Source organism: Rhodococcus sp. DMU2021, from assembly GCF_019641445.1.
GTDB classification, from domain to species: domain Bacteria; phylum Actinomycetota; class Actinomycetes; order Mycobacteriales; family Mycobacteriaceae; genus Rhodococcus; species Rhodococcus pyridinivorans.
In genome coordinates this window covers 481950-505720 of the sequence record NZ_JAIFKB010000002.1, presented here as the reverse complement: position 1 = coordinate 505720, position 23771 = coordinate 481950, and the positions used below count along the sequence as shown (strand labels likewise).

Annotated in this window: 21 protein-coding genes and 1 tRNA gene; 15 read left to right on the top strand and 7 right to left on the bottom strand. The window is 69.1% G+C overall.

The window, feature by feature from the left end:
* The first annotated feature begins 5 nt into the window (after positions 1-5).
* The 6 genes from glp to K3M35_RS05755 all read left to right on the top strand — a co-directional run bounded on the left by glp (position 6) and on the right by K3M35_RS05755 (position 4437).
* A complete protein-coding gene (gene glp, locus K3M35_RS05780; protein ID WP_019288788.1) occupies positions 6-1259 on the top strand; it encodes a gephyrin-like molybdotransferase Glp in 1254 nt (417 codons plus the stop codon).
* Positions 1259-1894 (top strand): GNAT family N-acetyltransferase, encoded by a 636-nt coding sequence (locus tag K3M35_RS05775; RefSeq protein WP_019288787.1) that lies wholly within the window; start codon positions 1259-1261, stop codon positions 1892-1894. The genes glp and K3M35_RS05775 overlap by 1 nt, the downstream gene beginning before the upstream one ends.
* Positions 1895-2150: 256 nt before the next feature.
* Complete coding sequence (gene glpR, locus K3M35_RS05770; protein ID WP_064061781.1) at positions 2151-2969, top strand: gephyrin-like molybdotransferase receptor GlpR; 819 nt, start codon at positions 2151-2153, stop codon at positions 2967-2969.
* A 163-nt stretch (positions 2970-3132) separates the two neighbouring features.
* A tRNA-Ala gene (locus tag K3M35_RS05765) sits at positions 3133-3205 on the top strand.
* Between the two features lie 101 nt (positions 3206-3306).
* Positions 3307-3450, top strand: coding sequence for a hypothetical protein (locus K3M35_RS05760; RefSeq protein ID WP_153811617.1), 144 nt, complete (start codon positions 3307-3309; stop codon positions 3448-3450).
* A gap of 138 nt (positions 3451-3588) precedes the next feature.
* A complete protein-coding gene (locus K3M35_RS05755) occupies positions 3589-4437 on the top strand; it encodes an SDR family oxidoreductase (protein WP_024103196.1) in 849 nt (282 codons plus the stop codon).
* Between the two features lie 61 nt (positions 4438-4498).
* Here K3M35_RS05755 and K3M35_RS05750 read toward each other — a convergent pair whose 3' ends face one another.
* The gene (locus tag K3M35_RS05750) at positions 4499-4966 is read right to left on the bottom strand and encodes an FABP family protein (RefSeq protein WP_217580082.1); all 468 of its coding nucleotides are present in this window, start codon (positions 4964-4966) and stop codon (positions 4499-4501) included.
* A 100-nt stretch (positions 4967-5066) separates the two neighbouring features.
* On the opposite strand from K3M35_RS05750, the gene arcA reads away from it, so the two are divergent.
* On the top strand, positions 5067-6278 hold the full coding sequence (arcA, locus tag K3M35_RS05745; RefSeq protein WP_006553799.1) for an arginine deiminase: 1212 nt from the start codon (positions 5067-5069) through the stop codon (positions 6276-6278).
* 7 nt (positions 6279-6285) lie between these two features.
* On the opposite strand, the gene arsC is transcribed toward arcA, so the two are convergent.
* Positions 6286-6633, bottom strand: a complete 348-nt coding sequence (gene arsC / locus K3M35_RS05740; RefSeq protein WP_006553800.1) for an arsenate reductase (glutaredoxin) — start codon at positions 6631-6633, stop codon at positions 6286-6288.
* Between the two features lie 150 nt (positions 6634-6783).
* Between arsC and mscL the strand changes: the two genes are divergently transcribed.
* The 5 genes from mscL (at position 6784) to K3M35_RS05715 (ending at position 10665) form a co-directional block, all read left to right on the top strand.
* Positions 6784-7233, top strand: coding sequence for a large conductance mechanosensitive channel protein MscL (gene mscL, locus K3M35_RS05735; protein ID WP_006553801.1), 450 nt, complete (start codon positions 6784-6786; stop codon positions 7231-7233).
* A 12-nt stretch (positions 7234-7245) separates the two neighbouring features.
* Positions 7246-7608, top strand: coding sequence for a GntR family transcriptional regulator (locus tag K3M35_RS05730; protein ID WP_006553802.1), 363 nt, complete (start codon positions 7246-7248; stop codon positions 7606-7608).
* A 114-nt stretch (positions 7609-7722) separates the two neighbouring features.
* Positions 7723-9333 carry a BCCT family transporter gene (locus K3M35_RS05725; RefSeq protein WP_220666133.1) on the top strand — a complete coding sequence of 537 codons (1611 nt, stop codon included), beginning with the start codon at positions 7723-7725 and terminating at the stop codon, positions 9331-9333.
* The gene (locus K3M35_RS05720; RefSeq protein WP_220666132.1) at positions 9330-9776 is read left to right on the top strand and encodes a hypothetical protein; all 447 of its coding nucleotides are present in this window, start codon (positions 9330-9332) and stop codon (positions 9774-9776) included. The genes K3M35_RS05725 and K3M35_RS05720 overlap by 4 nt, the downstream gene beginning before the upstream one ends.
* Positions 9777-9864: 88 nt before the next feature.
* Positions 9865-10665, top strand: a complete 801-nt coding sequence (locus tag K3M35_RS05715; RefSeq protein WP_064061785.1) for a hypothetical protein — start codon at positions 9865-9867, stop codon at positions 10663-10665.
* Positions 10666-10696: 31 nt separating this feature from the next.
* On the opposite strand, the gene K3M35_RS05710 is transcribed toward K3M35_RS05715, so the two are convergent.
* Entirely contained in the window at positions 10697-12274 is a 1578-nt protein-coding gene (locus K3M35_RS05710) for a phospholipid carrier-dependent glycosyltransferase (protein ID WP_064061783.1), read from the bottom strand.
* A 23-nt stretch (positions 12275-12297) separates the two neighbouring features.
* Here K3M35_RS05710 and rsmI point away from each other — a divergent pair, with 23 nt between their 5' ends.
* The 3 genes from rsmI to K3M35_RS05695 all read left to right on the top strand — a co-directional run bounded on the left by rsmI (position 12298) and on the right by K3M35_RS05695 (position 19102).
* Complete coding sequence (rsmI, locus tag K3M35_RS05705; protein ID WP_051424886.1) at positions 12298-13185, top strand: 16S rRNA (cytidine(1402)-2'-O)-methyltransferase; 888 nt, start codon at positions 12298-12300, stop codon at positions 13183-13185.
* Positions 13186-13437: 252 nt separating this feature from the next.
* Positions 13438-14841: a sodium:alanine symporter family protein gene (locus tag K3M35_RS05700; RefSeq protein ID WP_041803560.1), complete on the top strand. Its 1404-nt coding sequence runs from the start codon at positions 13438-13440 to the stop codon at positions 14839-14841.
* A gap of 286 nt (positions 14842-15127) precedes the next feature.
* Positions 15128-19102: a hypothetical protein gene (locus K3M35_RS05695; protein ID WP_064061784.1), complete on the top strand. Its 3975-nt coding sequence runs from the start codon at positions 15128-15130 to the stop codon at positions 19100-19102.
* Here K3M35_RS05695 and K3M35_RS05690 read toward each other — a convergent pair.
* The 4 genes from K3M35_RS05690 to K3M35_RS05675 form a co-directional block, all read right to left on the bottom strand.
* The gene (locus K3M35_RS05690; RefSeq protein WP_071934493.1) at positions 19066-20418 is read right to left on the bottom strand and encodes an aminodeoxychorismate synthase component I; all 1353 of its coding nucleotides are present in this window, start codon (positions 20416-20418) and stop codon (positions 19066-19068) included. The two genes, K3M35_RS05695 and K3M35_RS05690, sit on opposite strands and share 37 nt — an antisense overlap.
* A 12-nt stretch (positions 20419-20430) precedes the next feature.
* Positions 20431-21312 (bottom strand): RNA polymerase sigma-70 factor, encoded by an 882-nt coding sequence (locus K3M35_RS05685; protein ID WP_024103206.1) that lies wholly within the window; start codon positions 21310-21312, stop codon positions 20431-20433.
* On the bottom strand, positions 21309-22460 hold the full coding sequence (locus K3M35_RS05680) for an NAD(P)/FAD-dependent oxidoreductase (RefSeq protein ID WP_081263403.1): 1152 nt from the start codon (positions 22458-22460) through the stop codon (positions 21309-21311). Before K3M35_RS05680 ends, K3M35_RS05685 begins: the two co-directional genes overlap by 4 nt.
* A 134-nt stretch (positions 22461-22594) precedes the next feature.
* On the bottom strand, positions 22595-23734 hold the full coding sequence (locus K3M35_RS05675) for a DUF2786 domain-containing protein (protein ID WP_051121661.1): 1140 nt from the start codon (positions 23732-23734) through the stop codon (positions 22595-22597).
* Positions 23735-23771 lie beyond the last annotated feature (37 nt).

Sequence of the window (23771 nt, the reverse complement as noted above, 5' to 3'; positions counted from 1 at the left end):
GCGGTATGCGGTCGGTTGAGGATCAGCAGGCCAGGGTCACGGCGGCGGCAGTCGCACCCCGGCCGGTCCGGGTGGCCATTTCCGAGGCGCAGGGTCTGCTGTGCGCGGAGGAAGTGGTCACCGAGCGACCCCTACCCGGATTCGACCAGGCGGCGATCGATGGCTACGCCGTGCGCAGCGTCGACCTCCAAGCCCCGGCCGAGACCGACGGCGGGTCCGCGCCCGCCGAGGTGACGCTGCCGGTCGTGGGCGAGGTGCGTGCCGGTTCGCGTCAGCCGATCCGTCTCCAGCCCCGTCAGGCGGTGCGCGTCGACACCGGTGCGCCGCTGCCGACGCTCGCCGACGCGGTGCTGCCGCTCGACAACACCGACGGCGGTGCCGCGCGCATCAAGGTGCTCGAACCGGTGCGGTCCGGCGACTACGTGCGCCGCACCGGCGACGACGTCCAGCCCGGCGACATCGCAGTGCGGGCCGGGACGATCATCGGGGCCGCCCAGGTAGGTCTGCTCGCCGCGGTCGGCCGCGACAAGGTGCTCGTCCATCCGCGCCCGCGACTGTCGGTCATCTCCGTCGGCGGCGAACTCGTCGACGTCGACCGCACCCCGGGGCCGGGACAGGTCTACGACGTCAACTCCTACGCGCTGGCCGCGGCCGCGCGTGACGCCGGAGCCGACGTCAACCGGGTCGGGATCGCCAGTACCGACCCGAAGCGGCTGCGCGAGGTCGTCGAGGGTCAGCTGATCCGCGCCGAGATCGTCGTGATCGCCGGGGCCGTGGGCGGCGGCGCGCTCGAGGAGGTCCGCGAGGCGCTGTCCGATCTCGGCGAGATGGGCGTCGAGCGGATCGCGATGCATCCGGGCTCGGTCCAGGGCTTCGGACGTCTCGGCCGCGACGAGGTGCCGACCTTCCTGCTGCCCGCCAATCCGGTGAGCGCGCTCGTCGTCTTCGAGGTGATGGTCCGGCCGCTGATCCGCATCGCGCTCGGCCGTCGCCAGCCGATGCGCCGCGTGGTCTCGGCACGCACGGTCGCCCCCATCACCTCGATCCCCGATCGCAAGGGTTTCCTGCGCGGCCGGCTCATGCGCGACGAAACGACGGGCGACTATCTCGTGCAGGCGCTCGGCGGCGCCGCGGGTTCGTCGTCGCATCTGCTCGCCACCCTCGCCGAGGCGAACTGTCTCGTCATCGTCGATCCCGAGGTCTCCGAAATCCGCACGGGAGACCCGGTGGACGTGGCGTTCCTCGGGCAGCGTGGTTGATGTCCCGTCATCCCGGCTGGCCGGCGGAGCTCGGGCCGCTGCGGGTGGCAGGGGGCGTGGTGACCGTTCGATCGATCCGACTGCGCGACGCCGCGGCGTGGAGCCGTCTGCGTCTGCGAGATCGCGCGCATCTCGAGCCGTGGGAGCCGACCGGTGAGGCGCCGTGGGACATGCGGCACCACATCTCGGTGTGGCCCGGGCTCTACCGGAGTCTGCGCTCGGAGGCCCACAAGGGCCTGATGCTGCCGATGGCCATCGAGCTGGACGGCAGATTCTGCGGGCAGCTGACGGTGGGCAACATCGTGCGCGGAGCGTTGCGCTCGGCCTGGATCGGCTATTGGGTGGAGAAGGAGGTCAACGGCCTCGGTGTCGCGACCGCCGCCGTCGCCCTGGGCCTCGACCACTGCTTCGGCCCGGTCGGGCTGCACCGCGTCGAGGCCACCGTGCGCCCGGAGAACGAGGCCAGTCGCGCGGTGCTGCGCAAGGTCGGCTTCCGCGAGGAAGGTCTGCTGAAGCGCTACCTCGACGTCCAGGGCCGGTTCCGCGACCATCTGCTGGTCGCGATGACGGTCGAGGAGGTGCCGGGCTCGGTCTCGGATCGCCTCGTCCGTGCCGGTCGCGCGACCTGGTCCTGATCGCTTTCCGTCTCGAGTCGGGTTCGTCCGCTATGTAACGCAGGTTACTCGCAACTCAAGTAACAATCCCCAGCGCGTGTGGGATCTCTGTGATTAGAGTGAAGAAAGTGTCAATTGGTTTCGCGTGACTCGAGTGACGTCTGTTGTCGATCGAGTCGGCGTTTCTGTACAGGTAAACGCGGTGATGCCGTTAGCCTCATGTAGGTCGGTGGCGTCGACGGGCTGGTAGGGCGACGACTGGAGGGAGGACCACCGGATGCCGAACTCGCTTCTGTGGATCGGGCTCGTTGCCGTGTGGTTGTTCGTTCTGGTTCCCATGCTGGTCACGAAGCGTCCTCGAATCCGGCAGACGACCGACGCCGCGCTCGCAACTCGAGTTCTGCACCGCGGAGACGACGAGCCGATCACCCCTCGAGGGCCGGCCGCCGGGCACCGCAGCGATCCTCATTGGCGTCCGAGTCGTGACCGCACGCACCGCACCCCCGCGGAGGACCGCATGAACACTGAACTCGACGACAGGCCGGAGATCGATTCCGACGAGGCCGACGTCCACCACGAAGCAGCACCCGATCGTGAGCCCGTGCGCACACACGCACCGCAACGCCGGGGCCGCGGCGGATTCGACCCGCACGCCGATGCGGTCGCCAGCGCCGCACGATACGAATTCCGGCAGCGGGCCGTCCTCGGCCTGCTGATCGCCGCGATCATGACCTCGGCGCTCGCCCTGATCGTCTCGTCGGTCATGTGGTGGCTCGCCGGTCTCGCGGCCGTGGCCCTCGTCGCCTATCTGTTCTACCTGCGGCGCCAGGTGCATCTCGAGCAGGAGATCCGGCGGCGTCGCCTCGCGCGACTGCAACGGTCCCGCGCGGGGGCCCGCGGCGGCCACGACGACGTTCCGCAGAGCCTGCGTCGCCCGGGGGCCGTGGTCCTCGAGGTCGACGACGAGGATCCGGAGTTCGAGCACCTCGATCGCTACGAGGACGACTACGGCATCGACCACGGCTACGACGTCCGAGCGAGCGACGGCGACGACGAGTCCGGCGACTACGTCGTTCCCCGCGCAGTGGGGGAATGATCGTCCTGCGACGCTTACGGCGGGGCCCGCACCGAATCTGTGCGGGCCCCGACCCGTCTTCGGAGCAGGCCGTGAAATCGCCCGTCACCTGCGCCGACACTCCGATTTCGTGATGGACGGGGTGGTTTGCTAGAGTTTGCGAGTCGGTTCCCTCGGAACCTACGGGGCTGTGGCGCAGTTGGTAGCGCGCTTCGTTCGCATCGAAGAGGTCAGGGGTTCGATTCCCCTCAGCTCCACCCCTGAAAGCCCCGCCCTCGGCGGGGCTTTCGTCGTATGCAGGGCCATTCGCTGGCGGGTCCACGCCGAACCCGGCAGACTGTGTGGCATGGACCACAGGATGAGTGACGACGAGTTGCGTCGGGCGATCCGGGTACTGCGCGAGCGCGCCGACCTCGCGCGCAGCGAGAATCGCCACGACGATGTCGAGATGATCGAGCGCACGATTCGGCAATACCAGGAGGAGATGGCCCAGCGGCTCTGAGTTTCCATCCGCCGGAGCCCAACACTCCGGCTCACAGGTCGCTTCGCTCGGACACACAAGTCGCTTCGCTCCGGCGCATCCGGTTCGTCCGTGGCGCGCCGGAGCGTCGAGTCGTCACGGCGAGGCTAGGGTGTCGCCATGGCGATCACCGACCTGCGCGGAACCAAATTCCTTGTGACCGGCGCGGCCAGCGGAATCGGCCGCGCCCTGGCCCATGCGGCCTCCGATCGCGGGGCCCGGCTGGTGCTCACCGACCTGCAGGAGGAGGCCCTCGACGAGGTCGTCCGCAGCGTTCGTGAACGCGGCGGCACCGTGCTGCACTCGGCCGCCCTCGACATCTCCGACTACGAGGCCGTCACCGCCTTCGCCCGCGACGTGCACGAGGCGTGCGGGTCGCTCGACATCGTCGCCAACGTCGCCGGAGTGTCGGTGTGGGGCACCGTCGACCGGCTGCAGCACGAGCACTGGAAGCTCATGGTGGACGTCAACCTCATGGGGCCCATCCACGTCATCGAGAACTTCGTGCCGGCCATGATCGAGGCCGGTCGCGGCGGGCACATCGTCAACGTCTCCTCGGCCGCCGGGCTGCTCGCCCTGCCGTGGCACGCCGCCTACAGCGCAAGCAAGTTCGGTCTGCGGGGAGTGTCGGAGGTGCTGCGGTTCGACCTCAAGCGCGACGGCATCGGTGTCTCGCTGGTCGTCCCGGGGGCCGTGCGTACACCGCTCGTCGACACCGTGCAGATCGTCGGCGTCGACCGTGATCGTCCCGAGGTCCGCAAACTCACCCAACGGTTCGTCCGCCACGCCGCGACTCCCGAGAAGGTGGCCGAGCGCATCGTCACCGGCATCCTGAAGAACCGCTTCATGGTCTACACGTCCTTCGACACCCGGTTCGGTTACTGGTGGGCGCGTAAGTTCGCGCCGCCCTACAACCTCGTCATGCAGGCCGCCAACGACTACTTCCGTCGCGTCGTCGGCACCAAATGAAATTCGGCGCGACATGATTCAGTGGATCCGACACCGCTCGGCGGGGCCGGAACCACCTGAATCATTCCGGCGCGCGGTGCAGCTCGGCGTGCAGATGATGCGTCAGAGGGGTGTCGGCGTGGGCCATCCAGAAGTCGTAGACCAGCAGGTCGCCGTCGACCTCGAAACGCCGCCGGACCTCGTGCACGGGCTTGGCGTCGGGTGAGCGCTCCAGGGTGAGGGTGGTGAAGTCCAGCACGCCGCCCTCCGGCCGGGCCCGCTGGATCTCGACGAACCCGGTGGGCTGCGAGACGAGCAGTTCGACGTCGTCGCCGCTGCGGCGCAGGTAGCCGTTCTCGGTGTGCAACGGGCGTCCCTCCGTGCGGTGCCGCGTACGGCTGACGTACATCAGGAAGGGCTTTCCGGGAATGGTGGCGAACTCGATCGTCTCGTCGTACGCGAAGTCGTCGATCGTGCGGTAGTGGCCGTCGCCACCTCCGGTCCAGCGCCCGGCGAACGGTGCCAGGCACCCGAGCGGGTCGTCGGCCATGAAATCTCCCTCGTGTTCTCGGTGTGTTCTTCGCAATCGTTGCCGCCGTACTCGACGCGCCTGACCCGGATGCCGCCGTCCTGCGCGATACCGTGAGCATATGAGTCATCGCTGGGGTGTCGAGTCCGAAGTCGGTGAACTCCGCGCCGTGATGCTGCACCGGCCCGGTGCCGAACTCGAACGCCTCACGCCCCGCAACAACGACCAGCTGCTCTTCGACGCCCTGCCGTGGGTGGCGCGCGCCCAGGAGGAACACGACGCCTTCGTCGAGCTGCTGCGCAGCCGCGGGGTGGAGGTGTTCCTGCTGGCCGACCTGCTCACCGAGACACTCGAGGCCAGTGGCGCCGCGCGGGTGCAAAGCGTGTCGTCGGCCGTCGACGCACAGCGTCTCGGTTATGCCCTCGCGGAGGAGTTGACGGGCCATCTGCGTGCCCTGCCCGCTGCCGAGCTCGCCCGGATCCTCATCGCGGGCATGACCTTCGACGAACTGCCCGCGGTGGGCAACGGCGCTGCCCCGTCCCTCGTGCGGCTGATGCACCACGGTTCCGATTTCGCGATCGCACCGCTGCCGAACCTGCTCTTCACGCGCGATTCGTCCTTCTGGATCGGCTCGCGCGTGGCGATCCCCAATCTTGCGCTGCCCGCGCGCCGGCGCGAGACCAGCCTCACCGACCTCATCTACGCCTTTCACCCGCAATTCCTCCACGTGCGACGCGCGTACGAATCGCACACCGCGCCCGTCGAGGGTGGCGACGTGTTGCTCCTCGCGCCCGGCGTCGTCGCCGTGGGGGTGGGGGAGAGGACGAGTCCCGCCGGTGCGGAAGCGTTGGCGCGCAGTGTCTTCGACGACGAGCTCGCGCACACCGTGTTGGCGGTCCCGATCGAGCAGCGCCGGGCGTCGATGCACCTCGACACCGTGTGCACGATGGTCGACGTCGACGCGGTGGTGATGTACCCGGCGATCCGGGACAGCCTCCAGGCGTTCGCCATCCACCGCGAGAACGGCGCGGTGCAGATCTCGGGGCCGCGCCCCTTCCTCGAGGCCGCCGCCGACGCGATGGGGATCGAGAAACTGCGTGTCATCGACACCGGTCTGGATTCCGTTGTCGCCGAGCGTGAGCAGTGGGACGACGGGAACAACACGCTGGCCGTGGCGCCCGGCGTCGTCGTCGCCTACGAACGCAATGTCGAGACGAACACCCGCCTCGAGGATTCGGGGATCGAGGTACTGCGGATCGCCGGGTCGGAACTCGGTTCCGGCCGCGGCGGTCCACGATGCATGTCGTGCCCGCTCTCGCGGGCGGTCCTGTAACTCCTCGTCAGAGGATCTCGCGCACCTTGTCGACCGGACGCGCGAGCACGGTGCCCTTGTCGGTGACGACCAGCGGACGCTCGATGAGGATCGGATTCGCGACCATCGCATCGAGCAGTTCGTCCTCGGACGCCTCGGCCAGGTTCAGCTCCTTGTAGAGCGATTCCTTCTTCCGGATCGCTCGACTCGGTGTGAGACCTGCCGCATCGAGCAGCGCCTGCAGTTCGTCTCGGGAGGGCGGAGTCTCGAGATATTTGATGACCGTGGGTTCGAGTCCGTTCTCCTTCAGCAACGCCAGAGTGTTGCGTGACGTGCTGCAGCGCGGGTTGTGATAGATCGTCGCCGTGGTTGCCATGGCCCGATTCTGCCCCGGCGCAATCCGTAACCCGCTGCCACCCGCCGCCGTGTTGCCCGATTCGTCCCTGTTGAAGCCGGTGGGCAGCGTTACTACGATCTCCGCGCACTGAAGTTTTTCGAATTCTCACCAGAAAAGGTACGGAGCACGATGCTCAAAGGTTTCAAGGATTTCCTGCTGCGCGGAAATGTCGTCGAACTCGCCGTCGCAGTGGTCGTCGGCGCGGCGTTCACGTCCATCGTCACGGCGTTCACCGATCACATCGTGAACCCGCTGGTCGCTGCTGTGGGTGGCGACAATGAGATGGGCTTCGGCTTCCGCCTGCTCTCGTCGAACGACGCGACCTTTGTCAACCTGGGCGCCGTCATCTCCGCGGCGATCAACTTCTTGATCATCGCGGCCGTCGTCTACTTCGTGCTCATCGTGCCGGTCAACGCGGCCAAGGCCCGCTTCGCGCCGGAGAAGGAGCCCGAGGACGAGCCGCTGAGCGAGACCGATCTGCTCATCCAGATCCGCGACCTGCTCGAGACCGGGAGTTACAACCACGCCCCTGCCGAGGTGCCCTCGGCCGAAGCGCCCGTCAAGGTCACCGAGCGCTGATAACCTGCGAGAATGTTCGACCTCGCCATCGATCCAGACTCGCCTGTCCCGCCGTTCGAGCAACTGCGGCGACGCATCGTCGACCTGGTCCACGATGGTGAGCTGATCGCTGGTACCAAGCTGCCCACCGTCCGGGGCCTCGCCGACACCCTCGGCATCGCTCCGAACACGGTCGCCAAGACCTACCGGGAACTCGAGAAGGTGGGTGTGCTCGAGGCCCGGGGGCGGGCGGGGACGTTCGTCGCCGACACGGGCGATCCCACCCGCACGCGGGCCCAGCGATCCACCAACGAGTACGTAACCGAGGTGAGAGCACTCGGGATGTCCGACGAGGAGATCCTCGAGTTCGTCTCGGCCGCCCTGCGCGCGGGTTGACCTGCCGATCTTCCGGTTCGTGCAGAGAATGCACGGCGCGTCCGGAATGTGATGATTTTCTCGGGTTCGACGATTCCGCTCCGCAGGCGCCCGAAACTTGCAAGGTTTGTTCGCATGAATGTCCCTGGTGATCGGCCCGGGTGCGAGGAGATCGACGAGGTCTCGGGCGCCCGTGCTTCTGAAGTAGCCGCGTCCGCGGCGCATCCGCCGCAGACCGACAAAGTGGTCTTCGGAGTCGCTGCCGCGCTGGTCGCGGCGATCGTGGTGTGGGGCCTGGCCGCCACCGACAATTTCGGGACCGTTACCGGGAACATCCTCGACTGGATCGTCGTCGAGTTCGGTTGGTTGTTCGTGCTCACGGCGAGCGGATTCGTGTTCTTCGCGCTCTGGCTGGCGGTGAGCCGATACGGCCGCATTCCGCTCGGCAAGGACGACGAGAAGCCGGAGTTCCGCACAGTCAGCTGGATCTCGATGATGTTCGCCGCCGGCATGGGCATCGGCTTGATGTTCTTCGGTGTCGCCGAACCGCTCTCGCACTTCGTCGAGCCGCCACCGGGCAGCACCGGCGGCACCGGCGTCGCGATGGCGACCTCGATGTTCCACTGGAGCCTGCATCCCTGGGCGATCTACGCCGTGGTGGGTCTGGCCATCGCCTACGGCACCTTCCGCAGGGGTCGCAAGCAGCTCATCAGCTCGGCGTTCATCCCGCTGCTGGGACGCCGGGCCGAAGGTCCGCTCGGCAAGGTCATCGACATCCTCGCCCTGTTCGCGACCCTGTTCGGCACCGCGGCGTCGCTCGGCCTGGGCGCGCTGCAGATCGGCTCGGGCTTCGAGGTCACCGGCTGGCTCGAGACGGCCGGGGTGATGCTGCTCGTCGCGATCGTCGCACTGCTCACGCTCGCGTTCATCGCCTCCGCGGTCACGGGTGTCGCCAAGGGCATCCAATATCTGTCGAACATCAACATGGTGCTCGCCGCGATCCTGGCGATCTTCGTGTTCGTGCTCGGACCCACCGTCTTCATCCTCAACCTCGTGCCCACCACCCTCGGTGCCTACGCCGCGGAGTTCGCCCGCATGTCGGCGCGCACGGCCGCCTCCAACGAGGCCGCAGGTGAGTGGCTGTCGAGCTGGACGATCTTCTACTGGGCGTGGTGGGTCTCGTGGGCGCCCTTCGTCGGCATGTTCCTCGCCCGCATCAGCCGCGGCCGCACCATCCGCGAGTTCATCGTCGGTGTCATCCTCGTCCCGAGCCTCGTCAGCCTCATCTGGTTCTCGGTGTTCGGCGGCGCCGGTATCGGACAGCAGCTGGACGGCCTGGACATCGCGGGTGCCGACAGCGTCGAAGGACAGCTGTTCGGGGTGCTCGGCAACCTCCCGCTCACCGGCATCGCCACGGTCGTCGCGATGCTCCTCATCGCCATCTTCTTCATCTCCGGAGCGGACTCCGCGTCGATGGTGATGGGCAGCCTCAGTCAACGCGGCACCCTCGCGCCGAATCGCGGCGTCGTGGTCTTCTGGGGCGGACTCACCGGCGGTGTCGCGGCCCTGCTGCTGTGGAGCGGCGGCGAGGAAGCCCTCAACGCCCTGCAGACGATGACGATCATCGCGGCAGCTCCCTTCCTCCTCGTGATGATCGGTCTGTGCGTGTCGCTGTACCGGGATCTGCAGCGCGACCCCCTGATCACGGGCGGGCGCAGGAAACGGACACTGCGCAAGGTCGAATGACCGAGCGGTCCCACATCGAGGACGTCGAGTTCCTGCTCGACGTCCTCGATGCGCGTCCGGGCACGTCCGTCCTCGCGATCGACGCCGGGCCCGCCTCCGCCGTGGTCGCCGAGAACGTCGGTCCCCACGGCCGCGTGCGCGTGGCACCCTCGGTGACCCGCGCCCACGAGTTCGCGCAGCGGGAGAAGTTCGACCGCATCTACGCACTCGACATCCCCGACCTCCGCGAGGACACCGCCGCCGCGGCCGCCCTCGCGCCGCTGCTGACCGACGACGGACAACTGTGGGTGATCGACGGGGCAGGACCGGGGGAGGACACCGGAACCGTCTCGATGACCGTGAGCACCGTTCTCGCACGGGTAGGATTCGCGATCGTCGACATCCTCGAACGCGGATCGCGAGTCGCGGTGTGGGCGGCGGCCGGACGACGGCATCACGGGTGACACACGACGCCGCGTGCCTGCGGTGAGTTGTCGCCCACCCCGAGTACGGTGTCGCCTGCCCGGCAGTTGCTCTTCGAGAGGAGTGCGCGTGACCGACACCGACCGATTCGACGAGGCCCTCGACCGCGATTGGTCCCGTTACGCCTCGCAACTGGCCCGGCGCATCTCCGAACTCGCCGGACCCGACGCCTTCGAACTGCACGCCGAGACCGCCTCGGGGCCCGCGGCCTGCGTGCGGGTGCTCGCGAGCGCCGGGGGATACGCCACGATCGAGGTCACCGGATCCGAGCCGGTCACCAGGCCCGTGTCCGAGGCCGACACGCTCGCCCGGCACATCGTGTCGGTGCTGCGCGGTCGCGGGAAGGTGCCGCATCCGGCCTTCTTGCAGGCACACCCGCCCTCAGCCCTCGGCGACCTCCGCGAACGCGTGAGCGATGCGCTCGCGCACGCCCTCGGCCGCCCTGTGCCGGTCGACGCCGACGGCGACTTCGTCGTCGTCCTCGACTCCCATGTGGTCTTCGTCGTGATCGACGACGACGGCAGCATCCGGCTGTGGGCACCGCTGCTGCACGCGATCCCCGAGGACGACACCCCGGGAGCCACGCCCACCGGCGGTCGCACCCACGCGCTCGCCGAGCTCACCGAACTGAACCGGACGTGGCCGCACATCAAGGTGGTGCTCGTCGAGGACCGGCTTGTCGCCACCGTCGACCTGCTCGGCGATCCGTTCGTGCCCCGCCACCTGTCCGAGCTGCTCCAACGACTCAAGGGCTTCCTCACGGTCGTCGACGAGCGATTCGCGCGCCGCTTCGACGGCATCCGCTACGGCTCCGACAGGGACCGCGACGTCGAGCTGGCCGAGGGCAGCGTGCTCGACGAACCCAACTGAGCTCTCCTCGGGACGAGCGACTGCGCTCCGCTCAGCGCCAGCTGGGGAGCCACAGCTGGTCGTTCCAGTGCTCCGGGGTGATCGGCAGCGCCGTGAGAATCGGCCACAACCACACGAAGTTCGCGATGACGAGCCCGACATACAGGCACACCACGAGCAGCCCGGTCGTCCGTCGTTCCGTCGAGGCGTGCGGCGACCCGAGGATGTCGCCGAGCACCAGCGCGACACCCATCACCAGGAACGGCGCCATCGGCACCGCGTAGAAGTAGTACATCTGCCGGTCGAGGCTCGCGAACCACGGGAGGATCCCCGCGCCGTATCCGGTGAGCACCGCGGCCCACCGCCAGTCGCGGCGGACGAGCAGCTGCCACAGTCCCCATCCGAGCACCGGCACCGACACCCACCACAGCGCCGGCGTTCCGATCAGCATCACGGCCTTGACGCACTGCTCGGCGTCGCATCCGCTGATCCGCTCGCCGTCGGCGAAGTAGTACAGCATCGGACGCAGGCCCATCGGCCACGTCCACGGCTTCGACTCCCAGGGATGCTGGTTGCCGGCCGAGTTCGTCAGGCCGGAGTGGAACTCCAGGACGCTCGCGCTGTAGTACCAGAGTGACCGCAGCGCGTCGGGCACGAACGAGAACATCCCGTCGTGGCCGATCCGCGAGCCGACCGCGTGACGGTAGACGCCGGTCTCGCTCGCGAACCACGCCCAGTAGGTCGACAGGTACACCCCGAGCGGGACGAGCACGAGGGCATACAGCGCCGGACCGATGTCGCGCAGCGCCGTCCCCACCCAGGGGCGCTGCACCCGGTACGCGCGACGCGTCGCGAGGTCGAAGGCCACGGACATCAGCCCGAAGAACGCGATGAAGTACAGGCCCGACCACTTGGTGCCCACCGCGAGACCCAGCAGGATGCCCGCACCGAAGCGCCACCAGCGCACACCGAAGCGCGGACCCCACACACTGTCGAGAACACGGCCCTCGGCATGGACCCGGGCCATCCGGGCACGCACGTCGTCGCGGTCGACGATCAGGCAACCGAAGGCGCCGACGACGAAGACCGCCTGGAAGATGTCGAGCATGCCGAGGCGGGACGACACGAAGGTCACCCCGTCGACGACGAGCAGCAGACCGGCGATCGCGCCGAGCATCGTCGAGCGGGTCAGCCGCCGCACGATCCGCACGACCAGCAGGACGAGCACGACGCCGGCCGCAGCGGCCGAGAAACGCCAACCCCACGCGGTGTATCCGAACAGTGCCTCGCCGAGCGCGATCATCTGTTTGCCGACGGGCGGATGCACGACGAGCCCGTAGCCGGGATTGTCCTCGATCCAGCCGCCGGTGAGCACCTGCCAGCCCTGCGGGGCGTAGTGCTTCTCGTCGAACACCGGCGTCTTCGCATCGGTGGGGTAGTTGAGCATCGTGAACCGCGTGATCGCGGCGAGCGCCGTGACGAAGGCGGTGACGATCCAGCCGCGCGCCCGATCTCCCGGAAGGGGCTCGGGTCCGGGCACCAACGGGCCGGGACCGATGAGGCGACGATCCTGCGCTGCCGACGGACCACGGCCGGGGGCCTGTGAAGGGCTGCGGTCCGTCACGGTCACGTTCCGATCGTAGGCTGAGCCGTATGCAGGCAGCCAAACCGGTCCACGGCGCGAATCCGGGAGAGGGCCGGCTCGTGCTGGCCGCCACTCCGATGGGAGATATCGGTGACGCCTCGGCGCGTCTCCGCGACGCTCTCGGCACCGCCGACGTCATCGCCGCCGAGGACACCCGGCGCACCAAGGCACTCGCCGCGGCGCTCGGCGTCACCATCACCGGGCGGGTCGTGAGCTTCTACGATCAGGTCGAGGTGTCGCGACTGCCGGGCCTGGTCACCGACATCGAGGAGGGCCGCACCGTCCTGCTCGTCACCGACGCGGGCATGCCGTCGGTGAGCGATCCCGGCTATCGGCTCGTCGCGGCGTGCGTCGAGGCCGGTCTGCCGGTGACCTGCCTGCCCGGTCCGTCCGCCGTGACCACCGCCCTCGCCCTGTCGGGCCTGCCGGTCGAGCGGTTCTGCTTCGACGGGTTCCCACCCCGCAAGCCGGGCCAGCGACGCGCGTATTTCGGCACGCTCGTCCAGGAGCCTCGCGCCGTGGTGTTCTTCGAGGCACCGCACCGGCTCGCGGCCTGTCTGGCCGACGCCGTCGACGTGCTCGGCGGTGACCGTCGCGCCGCCGTCTGCCGCGAACTCACCAAGACCTACGAGGAAGTGCGCCGCGGCACGCTCGCCGAACTCGCCGAGTGGGCCGTCGAGGGCGCGCGCGGTGAGATCACCGTGGTGCTCGAAGGGGCGGTTGCCGTGGCCACCGACCCCGTCGACCTCGTCGACGAGGTGGAACGGAAGGTCGAGGACGGGATGCGGCTGAAGGACGCCTGCGCCGTCGTCGCCGAAGCGGCGTCGACCTCGTCCGGTGCGACGGTCTCGAAGCGCGAACTGTACGACGCGGTGCTGGAAGCGCGTCGCGACTGACGCGGTGCTGGAATCGCGTCGCGAGTGACGCGGTGCTGGAATCGCGTCGCGACTGACGCGGTGCTGGAATCGCGTCGCGACTGACGCGGCCTGCCGCCCACCGATCGAGAAGAACGCATATCGGACGCGCCGCGGGGTCCGGGGACACTGCGTGCCACGGAAGCTTAGACTCTGCCGGGTCCCGAGCGCAGACGTCACCGGCACCGGCCGGTCGGACGCTGTCGGGGGCTTCGGACGATCAGGAGGACGCGGATGGATTCGGTGAACGATTTCCTCGTCGAGGTGGGCGGGGTGGTGTGGGGGCCGTACCTGCTCATCCCGCTGCTGTTGGGCACGGGCCTCGTGCTCACGATTCGGCTGAAGGGCATCCAGTTCCGCAAGCTGTGGCCCGCACTGCGGCTGGGTCTGATCACCCGCCACGACGAAGGCGCCACCGAAGGCGACATCTCCCAGTACCAGGCACTGACCACCGCGCTCGCCGCGACGGTGGGCGTGGGCAACATCGCCGGTGTCGGCACCGCGATCTACTTCGGCGGGCCCGGCGCGCTGTTCTGGATGTGGGTCACCGGCCTGGTCGGCATGGCCAGCAAGTACTCCGAGGCGTTCCTCGGCGTGAAGTACCGCACGACCGACGCCAAGGGTGAGCAGAGCGGTGGTCCGCAGTACTACCTCGCCCGCGCCATCCCCAACAAGGCCGGTCTCGTCCTGAGTCTGCTGTTCGCGGTGTTCGCCGTGCTCGCCAGCTTCGGCATCGGCAACATGACCCAGGCCAACACCGTCGCTACCCAGCTCGACGGCACCTTCGGTGTGCCGACCTGGCTCAGTGGCATCGTGATGACCGTGCTCGCCGCGGCAGTCCTGCTCGGCGGCATCAAGTCCATCGGCAGGGTCACCGCCGGCTTCGTGCCCGCGATGATCCTCCTCTACGTCGGCGCCGGCATCATCGTCCTCGCGGTCAACTTCACGCAGATCCCCGATGCCTTCGCGCTCATCTTCACCGATGCCTTCACCGGCACGGCGGCCACCGGTGGCTTCATCGGATCGGTCTTCATGATCGCTCTGCGTTACGGCGTGGCGCGCGGCATCTTCTCGAACGAGTCGGGCATGGGCAGCGCGGCGATCGCCGCCGCGGCCGCCCAGACCACCCACCCGGTGCGTCAGGGCCTGGTGTCGATGACCCAGACGTTCATCGACACGATCATCGTCGTCACCTTCACCGGTCTGGTCATCGTCACGACCGGAGCCTGGGAGTCCGGCGAGCAGGGCGCCGCGATGACATCGGCCGGCTTCGCCGACGGCCTCGGTGGGGACTGGGGTCACTGGATCGTTGCCATCTCGGTCGTCTTCTTCGCCTTCTCGACGATCCTCGGCTGGTCGTACTACGGCGAGCGGTGCGTCGAGCGTCTCGTCGGTCGCCGCGGCGTGGTGCCCTACCGCGCGATCTTCGTGATCGTGGTGTTCATCGGTGCCACCACCCAGCTCGAGGTGGTCTGGAACTTCTCGGACGTGATGAACGGCCTCATGGCCCTGCCGAACCTGATCGGCCTGCTGGTGCTGTCGGGTCTGATCGCGCGGGAGACGAAGGCCTACCTGGATCGCGATCCGTATCTGTTGAACGGCCCCGTCGCGACGGACGATCCCGACGTCGTGAAGTAGGCCGGGGATACGCGAAGGGCCCCGCGTGATGCGGGGCCGAACGTATGTGGAGCATGCCTCCACGCCGACCCGGAACTACCCCTCGTCAGTCCCTATCGGCGTGGAGGCCCCCGCCCCACACTGCAAGGCCGAACCTTGCGTGGTCACCACTCTTCCCCGTGTTTGATGGGGACGAAGAATACCGACCGGCGCGGAACCGGTATCATCCCTGCTCAGACGTGGTGAGGAATTTTTCCGCAGCGGATGTTTGCAGGCGGGGAACGGGAGCACGAAGGGCGCGGAACGGATGTCAGAGACCGGCGGAAAGCCTGGTTCGGCGCAGCGTCAGTTCTTCGCCGACCAGTTGCGCATGCTGTTCGCCGCAGCCGGTCGTCCCGCCCTCAAGAAGGTCGTCTCGGATGCCGCGACCGTCGCCCGGGCGGTGGGCAGCGACCGGACCGTCTCCGTACAGCGGGTCAGCGACTGGCGCAGCGGCAACCGGATGCCGGCCAACTTCGAGTCGGTGCATCCGGTGCTCGTGGTCCTCATCCGCGCGGCGCGGGAGCTCAACGCCGAACCGCCGGCCCCCGGTCTGTACTCCCTGAAGCAGTGGGAGAACTGGTGGAAGGCCGCGCGCGGCCAGGCGAACGCTCCGCGCACCAAGGAATCGGCATCGGTATCGGTGCCGCCCGGGATCCGCCCTTACAAGGGACTCGCCTCCTACCGTCAGAACGACGCCCGGTTGTTCTTCGGGCGCGCCCAGAGTGTGCGGACCCTCGCCGACGTGGTGACGGCCTCCCACGGGCAGGGCCCGGTCGTGGTGACCGGTGCCTCCGGCGTCGGCAAGTCCTCGCTCGTACAGGCCGGTCTCATTCCCCAGCTGTGTTCCGCGCCGGACTGCCACCCGGTGGTCCTCACCCCCGGCACCGACCCGGTGGCACGACTCGTCGACGCGCTCCCCGAACTGACCGACGTCGGCGACCCCGCCGACCACACCGCCGTCCACGCGGCCCTGCGTGCCGCGACCTCCCGTACGTCGTCGTCCTTGCTGCTGATCGTGGTCGACCAGATCGAGGAACTGTTCACCCAGTGCAGCGACGTCGCTCTGCGCACCGAGTTCCTCACCCTGATCGAGACGGCGTCGACCGGTTCGGACGGCGACGCGCCCGCACTCGTCGTCGCGACGATGAGGTCGGACTTCTACGACCAGGCAGTGGGCACTCCCGTGCTCGCCCGGGCCCTCGAACGGCGGACCAAGACCGTCCAGCCCCTCGACCGCGACGATCTCGTCGAGGTCATCACCGCGCCCGCCAAACTCGTGGGTGTCCGCCTCGAACCAGGTCTCGTCGACCTCATCCTCCACGACCTCACCGGACTGGCCGACGGTGAGATCAGCGGCACCGAGCTTCCCCTGCTGTCCCACCTGCTCGACTCCCTGTGGGACAAGCGCAGCGGGGGCACGCTCACCGTCGCCGCCTACCGCGCGACCGGCGGGGTCCGCGGATCCGTCGCCGCCGGCGCCGAACGAGCGTGGGAGAGTCTCGCCGACGATTCCGACCGTGCCCGTGCCCGCTCGATGCTCGTCCACCTGGTGTACGTCACCACGACCGGCACGGACGTCAAGATCGCGCGGTCGCTGAACGAACTGCTCGCGGTCGGCGGGGAGGATCGCGACGCGTCGAAGCGCGTCCTCGACCATTTCGTGTCGGCACGTGTGCTCGTCGTCGACGCCGACTATGTCGAACTCATCCACGATGCGGTGATCGACGCGTGGCCCCGACTCAAGTCCTGGATCCAGCAGGACCGCGCCGGTGCCGCCCTGCGACAGCAGATCGAGGCCGACGCGTCGACCTGGCTCGGCTCCGGACGCAACCGCGAGCTGCTCTACCAGCGCGGACGCATGGACGTCGTGTCCGAGCAGAATCCGCACCTCGCCATGGCGGGCACTCCCGAGGGCCGGCGCGGGCCGGTCGCGCTCAGCCCCACCGCGGTGGCCTTCCTCGACGCCTCCCGCCGGCAGATCGCCCGCGAGACCCGGACCCGGCGGGTCGGCATCACCGCGATGGCGCTGTCCACGATCATCGCGTTCGTCATGACCGGACTGGCCTGGGACGCGAAGAGCCGGGCCGAGACGGCACGGAGCACCGCGCAGTTCCAGCAGATCGTCGCGCTGTCCGACTCCCTGCGGGACAAGGACTCCACGATCTCGGCGAACCTGGCGCTCGTCGCGGCCGAACTCCAGCCCGACAGCCCGGTCGCGTACTCGAGGCTCATCGCCAGCCAGGCCGTGCCCCTCGCCTACACACTGAGCGGACACACCGGGCCGGTCTACGGCGTCGTCGTCTCCCCCGACGGGGCCACCCTCGCGTCGGCGAGCGATGACGGCACCGTCCGCCTGTGGGCACTCGACGGCGACGAACCGTCCGCCGTGGGCGAGCCGTTGCGGTTGTCGTCGAAGTACATGGCGTCCGTCTCGTTCAGCCCCGACGGCCGTTTCCTCGCGATCGGGGCAGGTGACGGTGGTGTGTGGATCTACGACGCGTCCGATCGTGCCGCGCCGCACGTGGTGCTCGACCGGCAGGTCTACGCCGACGGCGCCGTGCACAACGTGCGGTACTCACCCAACGGGCGGGTGCTCGCCGTGCCCTACGACGACGGGCACGTCGCACTCGTCGACACCTCGGATCCCGGATCGGGCCGGTTCCCCGTCACCTTGGTCGACGAGCACGACGGTGGTGTGCGGACGGTGGCCTTCCGTCCCGGTGGGCAGGTCCTCGCCACGTCGAGCGACGACCGCACCGTCCGGCTATGGGACGTGAGCACGCCCTCGCGGCCGGTGCCGCTCGGTGAGCCGCTCACCGGTTTCGGCGACGTGGCCCATTCGGTGAGCTTCAACGGCGACGGCACGATCCTCGCGGCGAGCAGCGACGACGGTGTGCTGCACCTGTTCGACACCACCGATCCGCGCGCGGCCCGCCCGCTGGGGGTGCCGACGAACGCCCACACCGGCGGTGTCTGGAACATCGCGTTCCTCCCCGACGGACGCACACTGGCGAGCGCGTCCTGGGACGGCACCGCGAAACTGTGGGACGTCGACCCGTCGACACGAACCCTCGACGAGATCGGCCCGCCGCTGACCGGGCACGGAGGCGGTGTCCCGACGCTCGCGGTGAGCCCGACCGGGACCACCGTCGTCACCGGCGGACAGGATTCCAACGTCCGGGTGTGGACGATGCCGCAGACCCGGATGGCGGTCGCCGACGGAGCGCTGACCAGGCCGGCGATCGATCGTGCCGGAGCCCTCGTCGCGACCGGCAGCTACGGACCGGATGTCACGCTCTGGCGGGTCGGTCAGGGCGGCGACTGGAACCGCGCCGGTGGGATCGCGTTGCCGCGCCCGCTCGGCGGTGCGTACGTGTGCGCGCTCTCGCCCTCGGGCACGATCCTGGCCACGGCACCGACCTCCGGCGGCAGCGTGCAATTGTGGGACGTGCGCGATCCGGCAACACCGAAGCCGTTCGGCGATCCGGTGCCGCTCGACACGAGGTTCACCTCCGCCCTGGCGTTCGGACCCGACGGCACGACCCTCGTGACCGGCGCCGACGACTCCACGGTGCAGTTGTGGGACATCGCGGATCCCGCCGAACCGGTGCCGTGGGGCCAGCCGCTGACGGGACCGAAGAATCTCGTGCGCAGTGCTGCCATCAGCCCCGACGGCCGAAGTCTCGTGGTCACGAGCGCCGACAGCGAGATCTACGCCTGGAACGTGACCGATCCGCGCTCCCCGACACGGGTGAACGTCTCGGACGGGCACGCAACCGGCGTGAACACCGTGGCCTTCGACGGGTCGAGCGACGTGCTGGTGACCGGCGGGGACGACCACGACGTGGTGGTCTGGGACCGCACCGAGTCCGGTGACTTCGTCGCCCGCGAGACCCGGTTGAGCGGCCACACCGGCACGGTCTACTCCGTCTCCATCACCCTCGACGGCACCCGCGCGGTCAGCGGCAGCGACGACGGCACTGTCCGTCTGTGGGACGTCGCCGACCCGGGCGGCATGCACGAGATCGGTGGCCCGGTCACCGACATGGGAACGGGACGATGGCAGGTGACCTTCGCGCCCGACAGCACCATCGTCGCCGCCGGTGGCGACGGTCTGCTCCGCACATGGGGGCTCGACGCCGATGCCGTCGTAGCCCGCATCTGCCGTTCCACCTCGGTGCGACTCGAGGAGGTCCTCGACCGTTACGAGTTGCCGTCGCCTCCCGACGAGGTGTGCTGAACGGCTGCCCGCGCGTCGCCGAGCGCGAGGATGCTGGCGGCCTTGTCGAGGCATTCCTGCCATTCCGCGTCGGGATCGGAGTCGATGGTGATGCCGCCTCCCACACCGAGCGCGCACACGCCGTTGCCGCTGTCGTCGTGCCCGAACTCGACGGTGCGGATCGCGACGTTCAGTTCGGTGCCGGCGATCGGACTCGACATGCCGACGGTGCCGCAGTAGACACCTCGCGCGGAACCCTCCCACCTGGTGAGCAGCGTCCGGGCGCGGAGTTTCGGGCAGCCCGTCACCGATGCGGGCGGGAACGCCGCGTCGAGCACATCGGCGACCGTCACACCCGGTCGCCGCTCCGCCGCGACGGTGGACACCAGATGCCACACGCCGGGTGCGGGACGCACCGTCAGAAGATCCTCGACCCGCACCGAACCGGTCTCGGCGACGCGGCCGAGATCGTTGCGGACGAGATCGACGATCATCACGTTCTCGGCGACGTCCTTGACCGATGCCCGTAGCCCGGCGGGGTCGGCGGAGAGGGGGAGGGTGCCCTTGATCGGACTCGACCGCAGCGTGTCGCCGTGGAGGGAGACGAACAGTTCGGGCGAGAGCGACGCGACCGCACCCCACGATCCCTGCAGGTAGGCGGCGCGCGGAGGGTCAGTCCGGGAGATCCCGTCGGCGAAGAACGCCAGCGGATCGCCGTCCCATCTGCCCGTGAACCGCGTGCACACGCACGCCTGGTACACCTCGCCGGCGCGGATCGCGTCGAGACAGTGTTCGACGCCGCGGCGGTGCTCGTCGCGAGGCGGTGGTGTCCAGTCGATGTGCCAGTCCGTGGCGTTCGTCGACTCTGTGGCGTTCGTCGGCGGGGCGGCGGTCGACGGTGAATCGAGGACTGCCGCGGCGAGATCGTCGGGGCAGGGTGCGGTACCGAGGGTCTCGTACCACCAGCACCCGTCGGCGTCGAGACGCAGGACAGTGTCGGTCCACCCGCTCGCGGCGAGGGGCAGCGCGGGTCGGTCCGGGATGCGATCCGGGTAGGCGAGATAACCGATGCGCCCGCCTCCGATGAGCGGCCGGTCGTCACTCCGCTGGAAGCGCCGATCGGCACCGCCGGGCCCGGGAGCGTCCGCGGGGAGGGAGAAGACCTCTGCCGGTGGGACGGATTCGACGGACACGGACGGGACGAGCACGGCCGCCGCCCCGAACCATTCACCCGACAGTGCCGCCGGGGCGGGGATCGCGAGGATCCTGGCGCGTTCTGCGAGTGCACCGAGCACGCGATCGACGGTGCCGCCGCGGCCGAGTCGTTCCATCCGCATGGCGTCAGCTTGTCATGTCTGGTCGGAAGCATCGGGACGAGCCCGGAGATGCGTGAGCTTGTCGGGATTGCGGACCACGTAGACGCCGGTGATCAGGTGGTCGTCGATCTCGAGGTGCAGCACCATGTCGAGGACACCTGCCGAGTAGACGAGGAAACCGGGCATCGAGTTCACCACGGCCGGCTCGATGGTCATGTCGGGCAGCGGATGCCGGACCAGTCCGAGGAACAGGCCGGCGACCTTCGCGGAGCCGAAGACCGGAACTCGGGCCGCAGTGACCTTGCCGCCACCGTCGGCGAGGTACCGCACGTCGGGAGCCAGCAGCGACAGCAGTCCGTCGAGGTCGCCGGTGGTGGCCGCGGTGAGGAACGCCGCGACCACCCGGTCGGTCTCGTCGCCCGCGGGAGTGAAGCGTCGCTGCCGGGCATGGACGTGCTCGCGGGCGCGGTGCGCGATCTGCCGGACGGCACTCTCGGTACGGTCGACCGTCTCGGCGATGCGCCCGTACTCGAAACCGAACACCTCGCGCATCACGAAAACCGCGCGTTCGACGGGCGTCAATGTCTCGAGCACCAACAGCATCGCGGTCGACACCGACTCGGCGAGTTCGACCTCGGCGGCTGCGTCGGGGGCGGTGAGCATCGGCTCGGGCAACCACGGCCCGACGTAGTCCTCCCGGCGGCGTTGCGCCGAGCGCAGCGAGTTCAGCGCCTGACGCGTCACGATCTGCGCCGCGTAGGCCCGCGGATTGTCGACGCTGCCGGTGTCGGTGCGGGCCCAGCGGATGTAACTCTCCTGCAGGACGTCCTCGCTGTCGGCGACACTGCCGGTGATCTCGTAGGCGATCGAGAACAGCAGTCCCCGATGCTCGGTGAAGACGTCGTCGCCGGTCATACGTGAGCCTTCTCGCGTGCGGCGGTGTCCGGTCCGCGTCGGGACGGCAGGGCACGTCCGCGCGCCTGGAGTTGCATGGTGTGGATGGTCCCACGAACGACGGCTTCCTTCACCGGTGCTGCGAGCCGACCGCGCAGGGCCCACCTCGACGGGGTGTCGTCGCGTGCCGACAACTGCACGACGCCGCGATCGCGGCCGAGAGAGATGCAGGTCGTGACGAAACCGAGCGAGAGCGGTGCCGGCTCGCGTCCCTGCAACAACTGCCACACCGTGTCGGCGCCGTGGATGCCGAGCGGCATCGCCGCCTGGCAGCTCATGCGCAGGTGGTCATTGCCGTCCACCACCACTGCGTCGCCCACGCCGACGATCGGCGAGCCGTCGACCGCCTGCAGGGTGTCGCGCACCCGGAGACGACCGTCGTCGTCGACCGGCAGGCCGCTGCGACGGGCCAGGTCGGGCACGGAGAAACCGGCCGTGCGGACCACGAGGGTCGCGGGGATTTCGGAGCCGTCGTCGAGGACGACCGAGCCGTCGTCGATGTGGGCGACCCGCGTTCCCGACCGGACCTGAACGCCCAGTTCGTCGAGCCGGTGGCGGATGTAACGCTGCGTGTTCACAGGAAGGGCCGCTCCCGGATCGCCGACGAGGACGAGGGTGTGCCGCGGATGCGACTGTGCGAGTTCGGTGACGGTCTCGAGACCGGTGAGCCCGCCACCGATCACGACGACGGAGGCGTGATCGTCCGCCTCGAGGAGCGCGTCGCGCAGGGCAGTGGCGGAGTCGAGGTCGGCGACGGAGAACGCCTTCTCCGCACCGGGGATCGCGCCGGAGCCCGTGGTGCTGCCGACGGCGTAGACCACCGCGTCGCATGGCAGGACCGTGCCGTCGGCGAGGGACACCGCGTAGGGCTCGATCCGTACGGCCGTGCCGACGTGCAGCGTCACCCGCGGGTGCAGGAGATCGGACAGTTCGTGTGTGGCGGTTCCGGATCCGGCCGCCACCTGGTGGAGCCGGACGCGTTCGACGAAGACCGGTCGCGGGTTCACGACGGTGACCGCCACCTCGGGGTGTTCGGCGAGCAAGCGGTTCGCAGCCATCACTCCGGCGTAGCCCGCCCCTACGACCACCACATGGAATTGCGTCGTCATCGCTCTGTTCCCTTCGCTTGTCGGAAGTGGTGTCACCGATAGGACACCGCTCGTGGCAGGGATGTGACACGGCGCCACCGCCAATTCCTGTGACGCCCGTCTCCTGCTGTCGACCTCGTCGGTGATCGATCCGGTCAGCGACCGACCGTGCGGAATTCCGTTGTCAGCGAGGCGGTCTCGGCCGCATCCCGACCGGCGTGGAAGCCGTCGGCGTCGACCCCGCGGCTACGCGAGTCGCGGGTGACGGGGAACAACCGCCGGAACTCGGTGTCGACGGCGTCGGAGCGTCTGGCGAGGATGGGTGCGAGTTTCGTGATGGGCATCTGCGCGTCGGCGGCGGCGTGGGCGGTGGCCCGGACGTCCGCCTCGCGGAGACGTTCGCCGATCCGGTGCGCGTAGCCGGTGAGGAAGGCGCGGCGGAAGGAGGTCGCGGACGATCCGCGCCGCCCCGCCGTTCCGGCCGCCTGCACGGCCCGTCCGGCCTGCACGAGCAGCGAGGTGTACAGCATCTCGGCCTGCTGCAGGTCGGTGGCGGTACCGACGATCGTCGCGATCTGCACCCGGGTGAACCACACCGTGCGCACGCGGTTCGCGTCGCCGATGGCGGTGAGGAGCAGGACCTTCTCGCGGATGTACGGGCTGTCGAGGTGGATGCGCCGGCCGACGACCGGGTCTGTGCCGGAGTCGGGTCCGGCCAGCAGCGCCGCACCCACGGCGTGACGCGAGACGAGTTCCTGCGCCTTCGCGGTGAGCGCTTCGGCCTCGTCGGGGAAGTCGGTGGACTCGGCCTTCGACAGCAGTGCCCGGATGCGTTCGAGGATCCGGGTGTCGGGCGGGGCGGGCGCAGACGGGTCGCCGGACCGGACGGACGGCCATCGCGACGGCGGGGGTGTGAGGATCGCGAAGGACGGCAGGTACTTCCAGGTGAAGGCGAGCCCTTCGATCTCGAAGCGGGTGACGTCGGGGAACGCGCGGAACAGACCGTCGGCCAGGGTCGGGGCTCCGGCGGCGTGGGCCGGACGCGGGTGCCGGCGGGTGATCTCGTCGAGCTGCCGTACCCACTCGACGGGGGCGCGTTCGGCCGCGCGCCGGATCTGCGCGTCGAACAGCATCGTGGCCGCCGTCAGTGCGACATCGGAGGGACCACCCGAGCGGGCCGTCACGTGGAGCACGTCGGCGGGCTGCCATCCCCGCTCGTAGGCACCGCCCAGCTCGGCGAGCAGGGAGTGCTCGTTCAGGCCATCGGATCGAACATGTGTTCTATCGCTGCGCATGCGCCGCAGTGTTGCGCACGGCACCGACAGGTTTGCG